The sequence below is a fragment of the Aneurinibacillus sp. Ricciae_BoGa-3 genome (genome assembly GCF_028421645.1).
In the GTDB taxonomy this organism is placed as follows: Bacteria; Bacillota; Bacilli; order Aneurinibacillales; family Aneurinibacillaceae; genus Aneurinibacillus_B.
Window position 1 is genome coordinate 4,082,773 of sequence record NZ_CP116887.1, and the last position, 19,778, is coordinate 4,102,550.

Here is a 19,778-nt window from a genome sequence, read left to right on the forward strand (position 1 = left end):
TTTCGCGTGCCTCCCGTACTGCTCCCTTATCTTTGCTATCGTTTTTTCAGGACTCGTTAATCAAAGTCTTTTTGTCATTTTCTTTTCTGCCATTCATGATCTTGCGTCCATACTCCTTTCAACGCTTGTTTTTTGTTAAACGAACGAACATCCGTATGCATAGACTAAAACCATCGCCAGAATAGCGATGGTTTTGGGACCTCAGGCTACTGTGTCCCCTACTTGGTGGGCAACTTCTAACAGATTGGTAATGTACTCTCCGTCTTTTACAATGACTTCTAACTTACTGTGGTCTTGTAATATTGTAATATCCTCCAGCGGATTGCCATCTACAACTAATATATCTGCAAGCTTTCCAACCTCAATGGTTCCGATTTCATCTTCCATTTCCATGATTTGAGAACCGTACTTTGTAGCAGAGACAATTACATCCATCGGATCCATTCCAATAAGCTTCACGAAGTGCTCCAAATCCCGTGCATATCCGCCATGTGGGCACCATTTAAATCCATAATCTCCACCAGGCAGCACGCGGACGCCTGCTTTATAGAGACGTCGCATATTTTTAATAGCAATTTCGAGCCCCTCTTTATATCCAGTAGCGTCAATCGCTTCCTGTCCAAAATATTGAGCGGCTTCTTCAATGGTAGATACAAGCCAATTCAGGCCTGGAACAATGAAAAGTCTATCTTTGTTTTGCACGACCATATTAAATGCTTCATCATCAATAAAATCCGCATGCGCGATAATATCCACTTCAGCTTCAACACAAATTTTAACCGAGTCAGATGAACGGGCATGTGTATAAACTCTTTTGCCGCGCGCGTGCGCCTCTTCTACAGCAGCCCGAACCTCTTTGTACGTATACAGCGTCATTTCATTGCGGGCATGTGGTGTAAGACTCTCACCACTGACGTTCAATTTCACAAGGTCTGCGCCTTCTTTAAATAAGCTTCTTACTGTGCGGCGTACCGCATCTTCACCATCAGCAAGGATAGATAATCCGCTTACTTGTACATGGCTCGGATGTAAATCAGTAAAGCTTCCTGTTGCTGAGACTTCAGCTCCGTTGGCAAGCACGCGAGGCCCAATAAGCGTGCCACGGTTAATGGCATCACGAATCGCAATGTCTACCCGGCCTCTGGCGGCAGCGCTAACACAAGAAGTATATCCGCTCTTTATCATGATTTCTGCATTTTTAATCGCCGCTACCATCGTTTCTTCAATCGGAGCAAAATCAATATCTTGAATGTAGAGAGAATTATTCCATGTTAAGTGTGTATGCGCTTCCGTCATACCCGGCATAATGGTCTTACCATTCAATTCAATGATATCAATTTCTTCAGGTTGATACTGGGACGGAACTTGTAGTCCAGAACCAATCGCAGTAATTCGATTTCCTTCGATTAAAACATCAACGCCAGCTTTTTCTGTTTGTCCCGTGCCATCAATTAACAATCCGTTCCGCAATAATTTCGCCTTCATAAAAATACCTCCCTTAAAATATTGAATATTCATACTTATTTCTCAAAAAAAAGGACAAGGTACTTGCGAATTATGCCTGGAAGTGTATGCCCTTTCAATATATTGATTGTTTACATTGCAAGTCCGAAAGCTATCGAATACGCTTCCGAACAAGCAATGAATAACAGAAAGGCAAATTAGTTTAATACAACCTAATAACCACGCAATTTATGGCCTAAGGGGGCGCAATAAATGTTTATATCCAGATTAAAGCGTGGTCAAAAAGTTTAATAAAGCACGGTTAACATCATTGGGTTTTTCAATGGTCGCCCAGTGGCCACAATCTGGAATAACTTCTAGCTTGGCATTTGGAAACCCTTTATAGAGCTGTTGAGCCATCCGAACGGGGCTCGTCTTATCTTCATCCCCAACAACCAGGAGAACCGGCTGGGTAACTTCCTGATGGTCAATAGCTTTTGCATCTGCAAGCGCTCTGCATGAAGCCGCATAACCTTCCGCGTCATTGCGCTGCAATAATTCACGCACTAAGCCAACCAGCGCAGGGTTCGCAAATTTCGTGTAAGCGGACAAGCCGCCCTCTGTAATGGCGTCAGCTACGGCATCCATTCCTTTTTCTTTTACCAATTCTGAACGAGCCGCTAATCCATCTTTTCCTGCAGGCGGAATTTCAATAATACCGCCAACGAGTGCAAGGCTTTTTACCTTTTCTGGATAACGAATAGCAAAGTGCTGAACAATGAGCGTGCCCATCGAATGCCCAATAAAATGAGCAGACTCAACACTTTCTTGTTCAAGAAGATCGGTTAAATCCTCTACGAATTGGCTAATAGAGTATTCAGGGATCGAGGTTTCGGTACGCCCTGAGCCTCTTAAATCATAAGCTATCGTTTTATAATACCTCGAACAAACATTGACCTGGCTGTTCCAGATATTTAAACTTCCGCCTAATCCATGGACAAATACGATCGCTTCACCTGTTCCCTTAACTTCGTAATTAACTTGAAGGCTTTTCGTTTGACTAAGCACCTATGTTCCTCCTTGATTCGAATTGAAATCGGTTGTCAAAATGCTGAAATTGGTCCAACCACGTTTACAATCCATATATTACTGGACAAAGGTTTCTTCGTCAAGAAGATTTTTATTTTTCAAAAATATTGGAAAAATCAACATACCAAAGCCACAGGTGAAGGTCGATAACCTTAACTGCTCTTACGTGCAACAAAAAATATCTTGCGCAGCAACTAAAAAAACCAAGCTAATTGTTTAAAATTAAGCTTGGTATCACAACGAATTTAAACCGCATAAAATTGAATAAATCACTGTCCTAACATATTTTCACGAACATTTTTTAAATGATTAAGAGTGAATAGTGAAGCCTGATCGGCATCACGTTCATAGATGGCCTGGTATATATTCTGATGTTCAACTTGGTATTGCTTCATCCGTTCCATGTTCAGGCTTCTTTCTTTTAGGGTTCCCCATAACTTTTCCAGCCGAACGTTATTGATAATATTAACTACGTGTAGCAAGAATGAATTCTTAGCCGAGAGGGCAATCACATGATGAAATTGGCCATCCAATTTCTCGAAATGTGGAATGTCCCTATTCGCTATTGCCGTATCAAACTCATCTAATATCGCCTTTAAAGAAACAAAATCCTGATGAGTAGCTCTCAGAGCAGCTAAATTAGCTAAGTACGGCTCAAATGCAAATCTAGCTTCGAATACTTCAGACGGGCTTGTTTGTTTTGATATTTCAACAAACGACCCATCCATACTGGAAAAATTGACATTCTTTATAAAGGTGCCTTGCCCTACCTTGCTTTCGATAATCCCAATGATCTCTAATGCCCGCAAAGCCTCGCGTACTGTGGCACGGCTCGTCTGGAACTTTTCCGCTAGTTCACGTTCCGAAGGCAGCCTGGAATCTACCTTTAGAACGCCTTTTTCGATATGGTTTCTAATTTGATTGGCAATATTAAGAAAGGCCTTATTCTCACCAATGGGCGCGAACGTAATATCTAATGCTTTCACCAATTTTTCTCCTTCCACTCTCTATTTTTATAGTTATCATCAAGGAAATCCTAGAGAATACCGGACACCACACCATGATGGTTTTAGTAAATCATACATTTTGGCTGACCATTACGTCAAATACAGACCGCGAAAAATCCTTCTTGACTGCCAAAGATGATTTGGGTTAGGATGTTATCAATAAATGGTTAGACCAATGATTAAATATACGTACCAATTATTCTAAATTATATTTGGGAGGACGGAGTATATGTATTTAGCATCTTATGCACATGATGGCAAACTCAAGTATGGATTTCGAACAAATGACGAACGTTCTGTTGTTGATGCCGTAGAAGCAGAAAAGCAGCTTTTTTCAGATGCATTCTTACCTGGAACCTTGCGTGAAGTAATTGAAAACCAGGAAGCAGTTACGCGGCTGCGACAACTGCACCGCAAAATATCGCAAGATTCTGCCGATTACATATTGCCTTTATCTGATGTCACTCTCGAAGCTCCCATACCTAATCCTAAAAGAGATATTATCTGTTTAGGCCTCAATTACCATGAGCATGCTCTTGAGTATACAACAGCAATGGAAGCAGAAAAAAATGTACCGCAAAATCCCATTGTTTTTACGAAGGCGACCACCACTGTGATTGGGCCCAATCAAAAAGTTAAAAGTCATCGTAATGTGACAAGTCAAATTGACTACGAAGCAGAGTTAGCCATTGTAATAGGGAAGCAAGGAACGAACATTCCAGCAGAGGAAGCCTATGATTATATTTTAGGCTACACCATTATAAACGATGTAACGGCACGCGACCTGCAAAAGAAGCACAGCCAGTGGTTTCTGGGAAAAGGTTTAGACACCTTCGGGCCTATGGGGCCTTACCTTGTAACAGCTGATGAGATTGCTGCTCCTGTGAATTTAAACATCCAGTGCAGAGTAAATGGAGAAGTAAGACAAAATTCTAACACAGAACTTCTCATTTTTGATATCCCGACTATTATTAAAACCATTTCAGCCGGCATTACATTACAACCCGGCGATATCATTGCTACAGGAACCCCTAAAGGTGTAGGAATCGGTTTTAACCCTCCACGATTCTTGCAAGAGGGCGACGTCGTGGAAGTTGAGATTGAAAAAATTGGTATCTTAAAAAATACCGTAGCCTAATGTTTGCATCTGCGTTTGTCACCTATATTTTTGAAACAGTTAAACAAAAACTAACTCATATAAAGAAAAAAATATTAAGTAGAGGTGATAAAAAATGTTAGATAAACCTTTATTGGCTAAAGTCACAGTTGATTATACGGATGAGCAACTAGATGCCATTGCCAATGGGTGCTGCCCGAATTGCCTGCCCATCTACAACAGGTACCGAATTATCGGTACTTCATTTGATAAAGAACTGAAGGTGGAGTTACTCCATGTTAAATGTTCGAACATTGTGGATTGTGAATGGGACGACCAAATTCCAAACCGCAGACCAGATCCTGGCCTGGAAGGATTTTTCACATCTTAATCCTGGTTGTAAGACTTCGGCTTTAACACAGCAAATCCTTAACTTCGCTCTCCACTAAATAAAACCCCCGAATTAGGCTATTATAGCCGTTTCGGGGGTTTTGAAATAACAGGAATATATGCAACAGACAATGAATAGTTCCAATAATTACTACATCAATTGCTCCATCAGCTCACCCAGCTGACGGGCCTGAATCTGGCGGTTGTAAATAGCAAGATCACCGTCAAAGGCACGCTGGATGATGTTGTTTTTATTGTCGCTATTCGATGCATGCTCCTGTTTTGCAGAAGAATGTTCCCTCTCTGCCTGTTGAACCTTCCATTCCTGATATATTTTCAGAAACGCTGCTTTAATCTGATCGATATCTTTCGGATCCACTACTTCACCCAGCCCAAACTGCCTGATGATTTTGGTGGATTCCCCTTCAACAGATAGCGCAAGAATCGGATGGTTAATCGCCATGTATTCATATAGCTTACCTGGAATATATACGCCCGATCCCGGAGCTGTATCCCCGATAAGCAGCAACGTATCGGCAGCTTTCATGGCTGCCAACGCCTTCTTGTGCGGCAGATTTCCCATGATCTCCACGATGTCTTCCAGGTGAAACCGGCGGACGCAGTCGATATTGTCCGTATATCCTGGATAATCAAACACACCGGCAAACTGAAGGTTGAGCAGCATGCGATCCACTTTTTGCTCCTCGATCAATTGTGCCACCGCTTCAAGCAGAAGTCTGGGATTGCGCTCCCTGTACAAAATGCCGGTATAGATGCAGGTGAACTTCCCGTCATCTGCAAGTTGCTCTATGTTTGTATAATCATTCGGATCAAATCCGTTATGTATCACTTCAATGCGGGAAATTTCCTGGCCAAACTTATTCTGGAAATTGTCTGCGAAGCCATTGGTCACTGTGGTAACGGCATCAGCCTCCCGCATCACACTCCGCTCCATCCGCTCCTCCCACGCTTCTCTCCAGGCAATGCCTGTCCGGTGCATATTTTGGGTCCACGGATCACGAAAGTCAGCTATCCATTTAATCCCGGTTTTTCGCTTCAGATTTCGGGCAACGAGGTGACAGGTATAAGGACCCGAGGTAGAAAACATAATCGGAATATGATGCTGGCGAATGACTTGCTCTCCAACTTTGACCGCATCCGGAAGCCAGCCAATCATATCATCCGGGATCATAAGCGTATTTTTAAGGCTTTTTAATGAGGCAACCGCTTTTTTCTTTATCCGTTGCTTTAAGCCCGGTTGTGATGCAGGCTGTTTCTCATTCTTTTCTGGCTGCGTTTGCGCCCCCGCGGACTTTTGAGAACGGGCAGCACGCATGCCTGTCAGCGGATTCCACTCTTTCGCACGGTGAATGGTTACATTTGTGGGCAATTCTTTTAACAGCGACTCATCCTTCGTCGCATAATAAGCACTCTCCACGGTTAGCACGTGAACCTCCCAGCCTGACTCTGCCAGGTACCTGGCCATCTTTACCGCGCGGGTGACACCCCCGCCGCCAATCGGAGGGAATAAATAAGAAACAAGCAGCATTTTTTTCCGAGCGTTCATGGTAACGTAAACGTCCTTCCTAAGAAAAAGAAGCCTGAAATGCCGGCTTCTTTCGCTTTTTATTCTTTGTATCCATTATTGTGCAGAGCTGGCGACAATTAAATGCGAATAAGTACAGCTTTTTCCGAAATGCTACGCGGAATTCGGTTTTTTCCGTCCACCAGAACCGGATTTTGATTCATTTTACCCAGCACTTCATCCCAGTCAATCTCCAGAAATTCTTCCTGAACTGTTACATAAATAAGGGCGTCTGCCCCGCTTACCGCATCACCGAGCGAATCAACTTTATAGGGGTAGCGTGCAGGAACAGCCGGATCATAAGCGGCCACATGTGCACCTGCTTCCTCAAGCAGCTGCACAAGGTGGTGCGGAGGGCTGATGCGATCATCGTTAGAGAAGTCTTTCATCGCCAGGCCTAGCACGGCAACCTTGCTTCCTGCCAATGTTTTCCCTGCCTCACTCAGCTTTTCGCCCACCATGTTAACCAGAATTCGCGGTACACTGTCATTGATCTGGCGCGCTGTTTCCAGCAGATCGAGGTTTACACCAATTTCTTTCGCCTTCGGAAGCAGGTAATACAGGGCATTAGGCAAACAGTATCCGCCAACACCTGGTCCCGGGGTTAACAGGTTAACACGCTTATGGGTATTGGCTACTCGAATCAATTCGAATGTATCAATGCCGGCCTTCTCTGCAAAGCGGGCGAACTGCTGAACCATCGCAATATTTACATCGCGCTGCACATTCTCGATAACTTTAGAAGTTTCCACAACTTTTATATCAGAGATGGTTACTTCCGCTTCCGTGACAAAAGTAAGCACTTCATGTGCGCGCTTGGCACTTTCTTCATTAATTCCACCCATGGCAAGCGGCATATTGATAAACTCTTCAAATGCACGGCCTTCCGCAATTCTCTCAGAAGCATAAGCCAGATAGAAATCCTCGCCTGCTTTCAGTCCGCTTTTTTCAAGCAGCGGTTTAACTAAATCTTCTGTAGATCCTGGGATAACCGTGCTGCGGAGGATAACTGTATCCCCTTTTTTCAATACCCCTACAAGAGATTCACAGGCCGCGGTTAAGTAGCGCATCTCTGGGTCACCATTTTTAACCGGAATACCAACGGTAATAATATAATTATTAACCTGGCTGGCAGCTTCTTCATAGCTGGTAGTTGCTTTAAATCTTCCGGCAGCCAGCTGGTCTTTTAATATATCAGCAAGAGACTTGCCTTCAAAATATTCTAAGTGATGCGAAATCCCCTGATTAATATCACGAATAAGTGGTTCGCTTACGTCTATCCCTACTACATTTGCGCCTTTACGCGCATAACTTAGCGATAAAGGCAGGCCGATAAAACCTAAACCTATTACTGCAATGTTCAGTGACTTTGTCATTATAACTTCTCCTCCGACCTCTCGGAAACTTAAAACGTATATATTTTATCATAAACAAAAGAAAAGAGCGACGAACACACGCTCTTCCTTTGCCATTATACTTCATTGCCTGCTCGCTATCAATGAAGGTTTACAGGGAATTACTTCAACTCAACTACAGTTGCCCCAATACCGCCTTCACCCTGTCCGCCATAGCGCAACGATTTGACCAGACGATGCTTCTTCAAATATTTCTGCACCCCCAGCCCCAGCGCGCCGGTTCCCTTTCCATGGATAATCGAAACCTTCTGAAGCCCGCCGATCAGCGCTTCATCTAAATATTTGTCAATTAGAATAATCGCATCTTCTACGTTGTTGCCGCGGATATCAAGTTCCATTCTAACCGGATCGCGGGTGGATTGGAATTTGGTAACATGGCGGGTTGGCTGTGGTTTGGCCGCTTTCAGCTTCTCCAGATCGTCTGCTTTGACGTTCATTTTAAGTATGCCGATTTGGACCTGGAATTCTTTGTCGTTAACCTTATCGACGATTTCGCCCTTCTGGTTGAGTGAAAGGACCCGCACTTCATCCCCCACTGCTAATGGCTGCTGGTTAACCGGTACGCGCGCAGTCTTCGTTTTTTTCCGGCGCAGTTTGGGATTTGCTTCTTCAAGCCGTTTCTGTGCTTCAATAAGTTTATGTTCTTTAATGCCTGCCCGCTCCTCCTGGGCTAGACGACGCAGTTCAGAAATAATCGTATCGGCTTCCTTGCGGGCTTTATCAACGGCACGGCGCGCTTCCTCTTCTGCCTGCTGATACAGCTGTTCCCTTTTGTCTTCAAGCTCTGCAAGCTCCGTTTCAAGCTTGCGTTTATCTGTCTCCGCTTCTTTAAGGATATGCTCTGCTTCCCGGCGTTCAGCTTCAGCCCGGCGCTGATTCTCCTCAAGTGAAGCTATCATCGTATCTAACGTTGTTTCTTCCTTGCTGGCCATGCTCCGTGCCTGGCTCAGTACCTGTTCAGGCAGCCCTAATCTTGCTGCAATGCTGAATGCGTTGGAGCGGCCTGGAATGCCGACAAGCAAACGGTAGGTGGGCCTTAACGTTTCTTCATCGAATTCTACGCTCGCATTAATCACACCGGGGCGATCGTACGCGTAAGCTTTAAGTTCGCTATAGTGAGTGGTTGCAACCACCCGCGCCCCCTGCTGGTGGACGTAGTCAATAATGGCCATCGCCAGTGCCGCACCTTCCTGTGGGTCGGTTCCAGCACCCAATTCGTCAAACATAACCAGGCTGCGATGATTAATGTGCTTTAAAATATGTGAAATATTGGTCATATGGCTGGAGAATGTACTAAGGCTTTGCTCAATGCTTTGTTCATCCCCAATGTCGGCATAGATCCCTTCAAAAAGGGTAAGCTCTGTTCCTTCATCCGCCGGCACCTGCATCCCGGACATCGCCATAAGTGACAGCAGCCCAATGGTTTTTAAGGACACGGTTTTACCACCGGTATTGGGCCCTGTTATCACGATCGTGGTATAGTGTTTGCCAAGTTCCACGTCTATGGGCACGACCGTATGCGCCGGAATCAGCGGATGCCGCCCCTTCTTAATGCGAATGTACCCCTCATCGTTAATAGCAGGCTCGCTTGCCTTGATGTCATCCGCATAGGCCGCTTTGGCAAAAATAAAATCCGCTTCCGCCAGGCACTCCACATTATGCATCAGCGTATCCACTTCCTCCGCAACGGAGGCGGTAAGAGCCATCAGTATCTTTTCAATTTCCCGCTCTTCTTTCATTTTCATCTCGCGCAGCTCATTGTTTATGGTAACGACTGAACCCGGCTCAATAAACAGCGTCGCACCCGAAGCGGATTGGTCATGTACAATTCCACCAAACGAATGGCGGTATTCCTGTTTAACCGGTATAACGAAACGGTCATTGCGAATGGTAATAATTGGGTCCTGCAGCATCTTCTGTGTACTAGAGTTGCGAATCATCTGCTCCAAGCGATCCCTGACCCGCCGCTCTGCACCTCGAATCTGGCTGCGAACCTGGGAAAGCGCCGGGCTGGCCGAATCCATTACCATTCCATTCTCATCGATAGCCCGGTTAATGGCCTCTTCAAGGCCGCGCAGGCGCACAACTTGTCCCAATAGTTCATCCAGAAGCGGAAGCGGTTCCGACTCTGTAATGCCTGCAATAAATGTCTTCAGGCGCCCGCCGCCATATAATGTGGAGGCAATATCCAGCAGTTCCGCCGTGTTCAGCATACCGCCGAGCCTTGCCCGGGTAAGCGCACCGCGAATGTTGCGAATACCGCCGAGCGGCACGCTCCCCTTCAGGCGAAGTACGGTTCTGCCTTCCTGCGTGGCCTGCTGGCGACGCTTGACTTCCGTGAGATCCGTTGAGGGTGTAAGCTGTTCTATTTTTTCTCTTCCAAGGCTGGAAGAAGCTCTTTTGCTAATTGATCAATTACTTTACTAAATTCCAGTGTTGTAAGTGTCCGTGCTTCCAATATAATCCCCTTTCTTTATAAGGACAGGTTAACTCCAATATACCTATTATACCATCTGTCCTTCGCAAAGGAATTACCTCCTGGCTTCTCCGCTTGCCTGGGGAAAGGTATTTTCTGAGTGTGCATCTGAACGTGCATGTGAGGCCCGTTGTTTAAACTTATCGGCCGCCAGAAAAACGCCAATAATAACGACCGGATAGAGTATGGCCCAACCTACAAAAGGAAAAATCACAGCCGTTAACAGAAACGAAAGCCAACTGATCCGCACACCCCAGGCATTTCCTTTCAGCAGGCGGATACCAGCCGCACAACCGCCAAGATACGTCAGGATAAAGGTCGCGTTCGGAAACTGTATGAGCGTTGTTAAGGATACGGCATGGCTGCCATACAATAGAAGTACAACTGCAAAACAGCATGCGAGAAAGGCAATCCCGCCAATTGGCGTCCCGAATTTATCTGAGAACATTCCCATCCAGCGCGGTGCTTCCCCGCTGCGAGATAGTGCAAAAGCCAGTCGGGAAGCAGCCCCAGCGTAGGCAATAACGGTGGCCGTACAGATAAACACGCCTGTCAATCCCGCTACTATTGCACCCGCCGAACCAAGCATACGGCTGATCACGATGACAAGCGATGCATCAGATCCGGCGGCATGGTAACTGTGTGTGCCAACCGTGGCCAGCGCGGTAAGAAAATATAACACACCGACTATGATCGCAGCAATCGTAACCCCTTTTACAGCCTCGCGCTGCGGATCAACGAATTCTTCCGACAGGTGGGAAACGGCCTCCCAGCCGATAAAACACCAGAATAAAATAGCTGCAGCCTGCCCTACGCTGATCCAACCATGGGGCATAAAGGGTGTAAAGTTTATTTTCTCTATGTGGGGAGAAGCCCCGATAATCGCGAGAACAAGCACAGCTACGATGGATATAACTACCGCAATCTGCACCTGTCCGGCAATTTTCATACCAGTTAAATTCGTCAGCAATCCAAATAGGAGAATCGCGGCGGATATGATCACCCGGGCATGATCACCCCATCCCATGGCGGCGGTCAAATATCCGGCACCGGTTATTGCCGCAACCGGCGCACCGATCGGCACGGACATGAGAAAAAACCAGCCGACAATCGCACCGGCGTGTGGGCCGAACGCCACCGTAACAAAATGGGATACCCCGCCTGCATTGGGGTATTTAGCTGATAAGAGCCCCATGGCCAATGCCATCGGCAGTACCAGCAGTGTCATCAATCCCCAGGCCAGAAGTGACGCAGGGCCTGCAATTTCAGCAGCCAACCCCGGCACCAGGAGAACACCTGAACCAAGAACCGCCCCAATATACAGTGCAACAGCCTGCGGCAGGCCTATCGTGCTTTTTAACCCGCTGTCATTTTTCATGCGTTTTTCCCCCTGTATCTCTTGTTCTTTTTTCTATCGTAGCAGATAATAGTACTATCGTAAAAGCGGATGATTTCGATAATCTAAATCGGTTTAACCGATGGATCAGGAGGTTGTATGCATGGAGCTCCGCCAGTTGTATACGTTTAAGGTCGTTGCGGAAGTGAAGGGGTTTACGAGAGCTGCGGAGATTCTGGGGTATGCCCAGTCCAGCGTAACCGCTCAAATCCAGGCACTTGAAGAGGAATTAGGAACGCCTCTGTTTGACAGGCTTGGCAAAAAAATTATGCTGACAAGTGCCGGGGAACGGCTTCTTCCGCACGCGAGCGAAATGATCCAGATGCATGATCTTGCCAAAAGCGCCATTCAATCACCAGCAGAAGTAAGCGGAACGCTAACGATCGGAGCTCCTGAATCGCTTGCCGCTTTTCGCTTGCCAGCGGTTATCCAGGAATACAGGAGCCTTTATCCGGAAGTCAAAATCATTTTAAAACCAGGCGTGTGCTGGGAGATGCGAGGCCTCGTCAGGCGCGGCGATCTGGATCTCGCTTTTTTGCTTGAGCCTGAAGTGGAAGAACCGGATCTGCAGGTAGATACGCTTGTCTATGAGAAAATTGCTTTGGTAGCCCCACCTGACCATCCTTTTGTTCAGAAAAAAGCCGTCGTGCCGGAAGATTTGAAAAACGAGACTCTCCTTCACACAGAACCGGGGTGCAGTTACCGCACGCTAATTGAGAAGCATCTCAACAGCCATGGCGTCTTCCCGAATCCGGATCTTGAGTTCTGGAGCATTGAAGCTATTAAAAACTGCGTTATGTCGGGGCTTGGCCTTTCTTTTCTGCCGCTTATTGCGGTGCGCAACGAATTAGACAACAGAAAACTGAGCGCACTGGCGTGGGATGACAGTTCCCATCAGATAGCGACCCAGCTTGTGTACCATAAAAAGAAGTGGTTGTCCCCGGCCCTTCGCCAGTTCCTTCTACTTACCGTGTCCCATGCTGAAAACTGGTGTGCGGAAGAATTAATCCAAAAATAAATGGCAGTTGATTGTAATAAAAAAATGTAATAAAATGAATACTGTCGTTAACACGAGCTGTTAACATTCTTTTTGGGGTATAGCCAAGCGGTAAGGCAACGGACTTTGACTCCGTCATGCCCTGGTTCGAATCCAGGTACCCCAGCCAGTGACCGGGAAGTGGCTCAGCTTGGTAGAGCGCCTCGTTCGGGACGAGGAGGTCGCAGGTTCAAATCCTGTCTTCCCGACCATAACTTATAATATTGGCGGTGTAGCTCAGCTGGCTAGAGCGTACGGTTCATACCCGTAAGGTCGGGGGTTCGATCCCCTCCGCCGCTACCATACATGTGGAGGGATACCGAAGTGGTCATAACGGGGCGGTCTTGAAAACCGTTAGGGTGCAAGCCCACGCGGGTTCGAATCCTGCTCCCTCCGCCATGATTGTCCCAGTAGCTCAGTTGGATAGAGCAACGGCCTTCTAAGCCGTGTGTCAGGAGTTCGAATCTCTTCTGGGACGCCATTCTACTAAATAAAATAATGATGCAGTGTGAGAGGTTCCAGTCGGAATCTCTTTTTTAATTTGGAAAATACCTTCAATGTAGATCAAATAACACACATGGATCAAGTCTATTAGGCTCAATCCTATGGTAAATCTATGAATCTTATTTAACATGCTGCAAATTCAAAATTTTGATAAGTTGAAAGTGGAAATAAATTCTGTAGTAAGCGTAAGGAGGACAAAAGAATGGACAAGGACAATCGTTCGTTAAGTGGCCAGCAGCGATCTCATTATGTGAGGATACCCGGGAGCGAGCGAACCGCGTTACCCAATACCAGAAAAACAGGCCCGGTCAATCCTGATGAAGAGATGTCGGTAACTGTACTTGTACGTCGCCCCCCAGCTCCCAGTTTACTAAAGAAAACTGATACTCCCCCTTTCTCTTTAGGCCAGCATTTTACCCGTGAGGAATTTGCTGCGGCTCATGGTGCGAACGAAAGTGATCTGAAAAAAGTCGAAAAATTCGCCCATAACCACGGCCTAGCGGTTAAAGAAGTGAACCCGGCAGCCGGAAGCATGCTGCTTACAGGAACAGCAGCATCCTTTAGTAAGGCCTTTGCTGTTGAGCTCGCACACTATGAGCATCCCAACTTTACCTACCGTGGACGCATTGGGCATGTTAGCATCCCACAGGAACTTGCCGATATTGTCGAAGCGGTGTTAGGTCTGGATGAGCGGCCACAGCTTAAGCCTCATTTTCAGGTTTTTGAGGAAACAGAAGAATTTGCACGGCCCAACAAGACGAGAATATCTTATACCCCAGTCGAAATCGCGGAGCTTTACAATTTTCCTTCGAATATAAATTGCAGCGAACAGTGTATCGGTATTATCGAATTAGGCGGCGGCTATAATCCTGCTGAGCTTCAACAATACTTCTCCTCTCTTGGAGTTGCTGAGCCAGCGATTACAAACGTATCCGTGAACGGGGCAACCAATCAACCGACTGGAGACGCCAATGGACCTGACGGTGAAGTCGTATTAGACATCGAAATAGCTGGAGCTGTTGCACCTGGAGTAAAAATTGCGGTTTATTTTGCCCCTAACACAGATGCAGGATTCCTTAACGCAATTACGACCGCTATCCACGACACCCAAAATAAGCCTTCGGTGATTTCAATTAGTTGGGGGAATGCGGAGAATCAATGGACAACTCAGGCTATGAAAGCTATGGATCGAGCCTTTCAGGATGCAGCAGCGGTTGGGGTAACCATTTGCTGCGCAGCAGGGGATCGCGGCTCGGCCGATGGCGTAAACGATGGGCTCGTGCATGTGGATTTTCCTGCTTCTAGCCCCTTCGCTCTTGCATGCGGTGGCACACGGCTGGAAGGGTCAGGCGATACCATTACCCAGGAAAGCGTTTGGAATGAAGGTCCAGACAGCAGCACGGGTGGCGGAGTCAGTGATGTATTTGATCTGCCAGTTTGGCAAACCTCTGCCAACGTCCCCCCTTCAGCAAATCCAGAAGGCCGAAAAGGACGAGGTGTTCCCGATGTAGCGGGAGACGCCGATCCCGCTACCGGTTATCAAATTTTAGTAGATGGACAGCGAACTGTAATTGGCGGAACGAGCGCGGTGGCCCCTCTCTGGGCAGGATTGATTGCCCTGATTAATCAGCAGTTGGGTCATCCGATAGGTTTTGTTAACCCTACTCTCTATGCTCTGTCTACTCGTGGCAGTGCCTTTTATGATATTACAATTGGAAACAATGAATCAAGTCGGGAGAGCGGGGCTTATACAGCCGGGCCCGGCTGGGATGCCTGTACCGGCCTCGGAAGTCCAGATGGTACAAATTTAATCAACGCACTTCAAAGCTTCAAAACTTCGAGTGGAGGCATTCTTATGTCTGGCCATGCTCCCGCAGAAAAACACCCTATTTTCGGACATACGCTTTCAAACGAGCGATTGCCTTTTCACGTTAATCCGTTGTCTCTTCACGGACCGCTTGTACACCTTAAAGGGACCATTAAAAAAGTGGAACCCGATGTTACGTTTCACGGTACCTCCCACTATCATCTTATTATCAATCATATCGAACTAATCAGCATAAAAGGAGCCGACCCATCGATCGTAACAGACGAATGTTTTTGTGCCATTCGTTATGGGGATAAACTTGGCCTGGGGCAGCCCATTGAAGGGCTTGCAGAAGGACAATTGATCGAGCTTCAAGGAGAATATATTGATAAAAATCATGCTTATCCTTCCTTAGGAAACCCGGGAGATCCTGTGCTTCACTTTACGCACCATCCTGTTGGATTTGTCATCTACAAAGGGAAGCGCTATGAATAACCTCCTCACAAACGAATCAACCCGGTAATATGCATTTTCGGCCAAAACAAAGCAGTTGATTTGGATAAACCAGATCAGCTGCTTTTCGTTTATGCCTTATAATCTTAGCTGCGTGATCACATGTGGCTATACGTGTTATTCGTGCATGAAATGATGGGCCCAGCTCATACTAAATATGGAGGTATTACGTGACATGGTAAATGCGTGGTGTATTGGGCTTTTGCTGTTATTTCAACAAATTTCTCATCCTGACAACCTATTGGTTCAACGGCAAGGACAGACTATTGCTATTGTTAACCGCACACAGTATGCCCTGCCTCTGTCCGGCATGTCGGCAATTGACGTTAATAAGTTTCAAAAATTCATTGACGATGTGGACCGGCAAATCTATCGGCCAGCTAGTAATGCCATCATAGATAGCCAAGAGAAAATTATTCCGGGAAGGATAGGCCGTAGGCTTTATCGACAGGCTTTTACGAAACAATTTTACACATATTTCTTCAGTAACGGACCTTCAACGATAGAAGTACCTCAGTTAGACGTATATCCCAAGGTTGACAGCGAACTGCTTGCGCATATCCGGGAAAAACAAATCGGGCAATATACGACGTATTTTGACACCAACAACAAAAACCGTTCCCACAATATCGCCCTTGCCTCTAAAGCGATCAACAATTATGTCGTTTTTCCCAACGAAACATTTTCGTTTAACCAGGTTGTCGGCAAGCGAACGCCGGAAAAGGGTTATTTACCGGCGCCAGTGATCGTCAAAGGCGAGTTGTCGGAAGGGATTGGCGGGGGAATTTGCCAGGTATCTTCAACGCTGTTCAATGCCGTCGATCAGACCGGGTTAAAAATCATTCAACGCTACTCCCATAGCAGGAGTGTCCCGTATGTGCCACCCGGTCGCTATGCTGCTATAAGTTGGTATGGTCCTGATTTTCGCTTTCAAAACAAGTACAACCAGCCGATACTGATTCGAACTAAAACTGAGGAAAGCAGCAGTATGACTATCAAGATTTACTCCTCTCATGTGATTGAATACAAACCGAGGGAAGTTCCAAGCGCCGCAGAGCGATTGCCAGAATCTGAAACTCCAATTGCTGTTCGTGGAATACCAATGTTCCATACAGCATTCTCTCAAAATGTGTGGATGTAGTACAAATTGATGTCAAGGAGCTGGAACATTGAAAGAATTACAAGAATATCAAAAGTGGTTAGATTACAAAGAGCTACCCGAGAAGCTTCGCGAAGAACTCCTTTCTATACAGGGCAACAAAGAGGAAATTGAAGAACGATTCGGACGCACCCTTGATTTCGGAACGGCTGGGCTTCGCGGTGTGCTCGGCGCAGGGTTAAACCGTATGAATATTTATACCGTCCGCAAAACCTCCTGGGCACTAGCGGAGTATATCCTGCGTCAAGGTAAAGGGGCAGACCTGTACAGCGTCGTAATTGGATATGATTCTCGGCATATGTCACAACATTTTGCACGTGAAGCAGGCCTTACCATGGCCGCTGTCGGCATTCAAGCATACGTCTCGCCGTGTTTGTGTCCAACTCCTGAGGTGTCGTTCGCAGTTCGTCACCTCCAGGCAGCTGCAGGCGTGATGATTACCGCAAGCCACAATCCGCCTGAGTACAATGGATACAAAGCATATGGTCCAAATGGTTATCAATTGCTACCTGACGAAGCAACGAATGTACACAATATCATGTTGGAAAACCTAGATGTATTCGAAATTCCGACTATGGCTCTCGATGAGGCGATACATCGTGGATTATTCCAATGGACTGCGCCAGAAGTTCGAAACACTTACATCCGTGCAGTGGTCCACGAAGTACAGTTTCCTTCTGTTACCGATGAACAAAGAAAGGCATTGTCTGTCGTCTATACGCCACTACATGGAACAGGGAATGTTCCGGTACGGGAGGTATTACATGCCACTGGATACGCCAACGTGCATATCGTGAAAGAACAGGAAGCACCAGACGGTGACTTTCCAACTGTAAAGAGTCCGAATCCAGAGGAACCGGAAGCACTGGAACTAGGTATTCGTACCGCCGGCGAAGTTCAAGCTGACCTAGTTATCGGAACTGACCCGGACGCGGACAGGGTTGGTATCGCGGTCCGTGACAATAGCGGTTCCTATCACCTTCTTACAGGCAACCAAGTGGGTGCCCTCTTAATGGAATTCATTCTCAGCCGGCGAAAAGCGGAAAATCGACTACCCACAAACGGCATTGTCTTCAAAACCATTGTCACCTCTACACTTGGCCAGGCTGTGGCTTCATCCTATGACATCGTGACAGAAAATACACTTACAGGGTTCAAATATATTGGCGAAGGCATTACTCGTTATGGGCAGACAGGTGAACATACATTTTTGTTTGGCTATGAAGAAAGTTACGGGTATTTAGTTTCGCCTATCGTTCGCGACAAGGATGCCGTGCAGACTTGTTTGGCCATCGCTGAAATGACATCCTTCTACAAGGGCCTGGGCAAAACGCTGATCGACGCGTTGGAGAAATTATTTCAGCGGTTTGGTTATTATAAAGAAGAGCTGTTCAGCCTGACCTTAAAAGGAGCAGATGCGCCGAACCAAACAGACTTGGTGATGGACGTATTACGGCGGGAAACGCCAAAAGTCGAAGGGCTTAAACTGGTGGCTATTGAGGATTACCTTACATTGAAACGTATTCTCGCTGATGATGAGGGCAATCCAACTTCTACTGCAGACGCTTTGCTTTTGCCGGCTTCCAACGTATTGAAGTATTTATATGAGGATGGTTCATGGATGGCGGTTCGTCCATCTGGCACAGAACCCAAGCTCAAAACTTATTTGGCCGCACGCGGAACGAGCAAGACAGATTGTGAAACAAAAACACAGCAGATGCGAGCTGCAATCGAAGACCACATAAAATAAGGGGTCCTAGGGTTCCCCTTATATCCAGGTTGTGGAGAAACCTTAAATTTTAAAAGTAAATTGTCAATTGCGGGCCTTTACTTGAACGCCAGATTCTAGTCGACGGTATGAAGCTTGATTTCATTTCTGTTTAAACATTAAACCTCCATTGCACTTGCCAGAGCCACGAGCTTGTTTAACGTTTCCCAGCTACGCACGGTCGCTGGGACATCTAGCTTCTGAAGGTTGTCGGCAAGCTTGGAATTGCGTATGCTATGACGGAATAAAAGGAAGACATCTCGGCCCAGAACATTGCCGCTTTGAATATACGTTTGAACTCGACTCAGGCCCATTTCTTCAAAAGTGCGCTTCAATTCAGCCATCTTGATCATATTCTTTCCGCCTACGTTAATACCCCGTAACAGCGCGATATAAATCGTCATCTATCTCACGGACCCTCTTTTCAGTGTAGAGTTAATGAGCTCATAAGAATATTTAACTGCAAGGTATGCTTATTGCTGGCAAGCCGTAGTAATTACAGAAGAATGTATTTGCTGCAGATACCGCCTGCGCCCCTCTTACCTAGGCCTCCTCAATGATTGGTATGACATCCGCAGCGGTGGGCAATAGCAGAACGTCAATACCGTCAAAAAGCGATCTGGAGATCGTTTTACGGTTTTCCTCTATATGTTAAGCCCAGGTTTCTCGCGTAGCTGCTGTTGAAGTTCCTAATCTTCTGTCAGGCGGCAATAATATACAGTAACTTCAAAAAAAAAGAGGTTGTTTTATGCTCTTATTAGTTAAACAAAAAAGTAAAAGCCGTTGTTGTGGCAAGAGAAGGAGCAGAACTCACAGAAGAAGATATCATTCAATACTGTGAAAGAAAATTGGCCGGGTATAAAAAACCAAAATCAGTAGACTTTGTCAATGAACTCCCACGTAATCCTTCGGGTAAAATTTTAAAAACGGTATTACGCGATTCTTATTGGGAAAATCAAAGCTTGAAAATTTAATATTCATTCACAACTATAGTTTTAAGCTTTATGATTGCCTTCCAGTTGCGTAATGTTGCTGGAACACCTAACTTTTGAAGTTGAATGACTAGTTTAGAATTCCGAATGCTTTGACGAAAA

13 protein-coding genes, 5 tRNA genes and 2 pseudogenes are annotated in these 19,778 nt (G+C 46.1%); 12 read left to right on the plus strand and 8 right to left on the minus strand.

Translation table 11 applies throughout. The annotated features are described in order from the left end of the window. Positions 1–201 precede the first annotated feature (201 nt). The 3 genes from PP175_RS20745 to PP175_RS20755 form a co-directional block, all read right to left on the minus strand. Positions 202–1,485, minus strand: a complete 1,284-nt coding sequence (locus PP175_RS20745; protein WP_272440130.1) for a metal-dependent hydrolase family protein — start codon at positions 1,483–1,485, stop codon at positions 202–204. Between the two features lie 246 nt (positions 1,486–1,731). After that, complete coding sequence (locus tag PP175_RS20750) at positions 1,732–2,511, minus strand: alpha/beta fold hydrolase (RefSeq protein ID WP_272440131.1); 780 nt, start codon at positions 2,509–2,511, stop codon at positions 1,732–1,734. Between the two features lie 290 nt (positions 2,512–2,801). Beyond that, positions 2,802–3,518 carry a FadR/GntR family transcriptional regulator gene (locus PP175_RS20755; RefSeq protein ID WP_272440132.1) on the minus strand — a complete coding sequence of 239 codons (717 nt, stop codon included), beginning with the start codon at positions 3,516–3,518 and terminating at the stop codon, positions 2,802–2,804. A 250-nt stretch (positions 3,519–3,768) separates the two neighbouring features. On the opposite strand from PP175_RS20755, the gene PP175_RS20760 reads away from it, so the two are divergent. Together PP175_RS20760 and PP175_RS20765 are read left to right on the plus strand one after the other, a co-directional pair. Continuing rightward, positions 3,769–4,677 carry a fumarylacetoacetate hydrolase family protein gene (locus PP175_RS20760; RefSeq protein ID WP_272440133.1) on the plus strand — a complete coding sequence of 303 codons (909 nt, stop codon included), beginning with the start codon at positions 3,769–3,771 and terminating at the stop codon, positions 4,675–4,677. A gap of 94 nt (positions 4,678–4,771) precedes the next feature. Next, positions 4,772–5,026, plus strand: coding sequence for a hypothetical protein (locus PP175_RS20765; RefSeq protein ID WP_272440134.1), 255 nt, complete (start codon positions 4,772–4,774; stop codon positions 5,024–5,026). A 150-nt stretch (positions 5,027–5,176) separates the two neighbouring features. Here the strand turns inward: PP175_RS20765 and PP175_RS20770 are convergent, their stop codons facing one another. The 4 genes and pseudogenes from PP175_RS20770 to PP175_RS20785 all read right to left on the minus strand — a co-directional run bounded on the left by PP175_RS20770 (position 5,177) and on the right by PP175_RS20785 (position 11,879). After that, on the minus strand, positions 5,177–6,592 hold the full coding sequence (locus PP175_RS20770; RefSeq protein WP_272440135.1) for a glycosyltransferase family 4 protein: 1,416 nt from the start codon (positions 6,590–6,592) through the stop codon (positions 5,177–5,179). Positions 6,593–6,690: 98 nt separating this feature from the next. Then, the gene (locus tag PP175_RS20775) at positions 6,691–7,986 is read right to left on the minus strand and encodes a nucleotide sugar dehydrogenase (RefSeq protein ID WP_272440136.1); all 1,296 of its coding nucleotides are present in this window, start codon (positions 7,984–7,986) and stop codon (positions 6,691–6,693) included. A gap of 140 nt (positions 7,987–8,126) precedes the next feature. Continuing rightward, positions 8,127–10,483: pseudogene (locus PP175_RS20780) on the minus strand (endonuclease MutS2). Between the two features lie 73 nt (positions 10,484–10,556). Then, the gene (locus PP175_RS20785) at positions 10,557–11,879 is read right to left on the minus strand and encodes an amino acid permease (RefSeq protein WP_272440137.1); all 1,323 of its coding nucleotides are present in this window, start codon (positions 11,877–11,879) and stop codon (positions 10,557–10,559) included. A 121-nt stretch (positions 11,880–12,000) separates the two neighbouring features. Here PP175_RS20785 and PP175_RS20790 point away from each other — a divergent pair, with 121 nt between their 5' ends. The 9 genes from PP175_RS20790 (at position 12,001) to PP175_RS20835 (ending at position 18,666) form a co-directional block, all read left to right on the plus strand. Next, positions 12,001–12,915 carry a LysR family transcriptional regulator gene (locus PP175_RS20790; RefSeq protein ID WP_272440138.1) on the plus strand — a complete coding sequence of 305 codons (915 nt, stop codon included), beginning with the start codon at positions 12,001–12,003 and terminating at the stop codon, positions 12,913–12,915. Between the two features lie 73 nt (positions 12,916–12,988). Next, positions 12,989–13,063, plus strand: a tRNA-Gln gene (locus PP175_RS20795). A 5-nt stretch (positions 13,064–13,068) separates the two neighbouring features. Next, positions 13,069–13,145, plus strand: a tRNA-Pro gene (locus PP175_RS20800). Positions 13,146–13,159: 14 nt separating this feature from the next. Next, positions 13,160–13,236: transfer RNA gene (locus tag PP175_RS20805), tRNA-Met, on the plus strand. Between the two features lie 7 nt (positions 13,237–13,243). Next, positions 13,244–13,332: transfer RNA gene (locus PP175_RS20810), tRNA-Ser, on the plus strand. Between the two features lie 5 nt (positions 13,333–13,337). Next, positions 13,338–13,414, plus strand: a tRNA-Arg gene (locus PP175_RS20815). A 225-nt stretch (positions 13,415–13,639) separates the two neighbouring features. Beyond that, positions 13,640–15,739, plus strand: a complete 2,100-nt coding sequence (locus tag PP175_RS20820) for a S53 family peptidase (RefSeq protein ID WP_334314172.1) — start codon at positions 13,640–13,642, stop codon at positions 15,737–15,739. Between the two features lie 193 nt (positions 15,740–15,932). Beyond that, complete coding sequence (locus PP175_RS20830) at positions 15,933–16,898, plus strand: VanW family protein (protein ID WP_272440139.1); 966 nt, start codon at positions 15,933–15,935, stop codon at positions 16,896–16,898. 28 nt (positions 16,899–16,926) lie between these two features. Next, the gene (locus PP175_RS20835; RefSeq protein WP_272440140.1) at positions 16,927–18,666 is read left to right on the plus strand and encodes a phospho-sugar mutase; all 1,740 of its coding nucleotides are present in this window, start codon (positions 16,927–16,929) and stop codon (positions 18,664–18,666) included. A 137-nt stretch (positions 18,667–18,803) separates the two neighbouring features. Here PP175_RS20835 and PP175_RS20840 read toward each other — a convergent pair whose 3' ends face one another. Then, entirely contained in the window at positions 18,804–19,088 is a 285-nt protein-coding gene (locus tag PP175_RS20840) for a DUF1697 domain-containing protein (protein ID WP_272440141.1), read from the minus strand. A 381-nt stretch (positions 19,089–19,469) separates the two neighbouring features. Here PP175_RS20840 and PP175_RS20845 point away from each other — a divergent pair. Further along, a pseudogene (locus PP175_RS20845) lies at positions 19,470–19,658 on the plus strand (AMP-binding enzyme); the annotation flags it as partial. Positions 19,659–19,778: the final 120 nt, after the last annotated feature.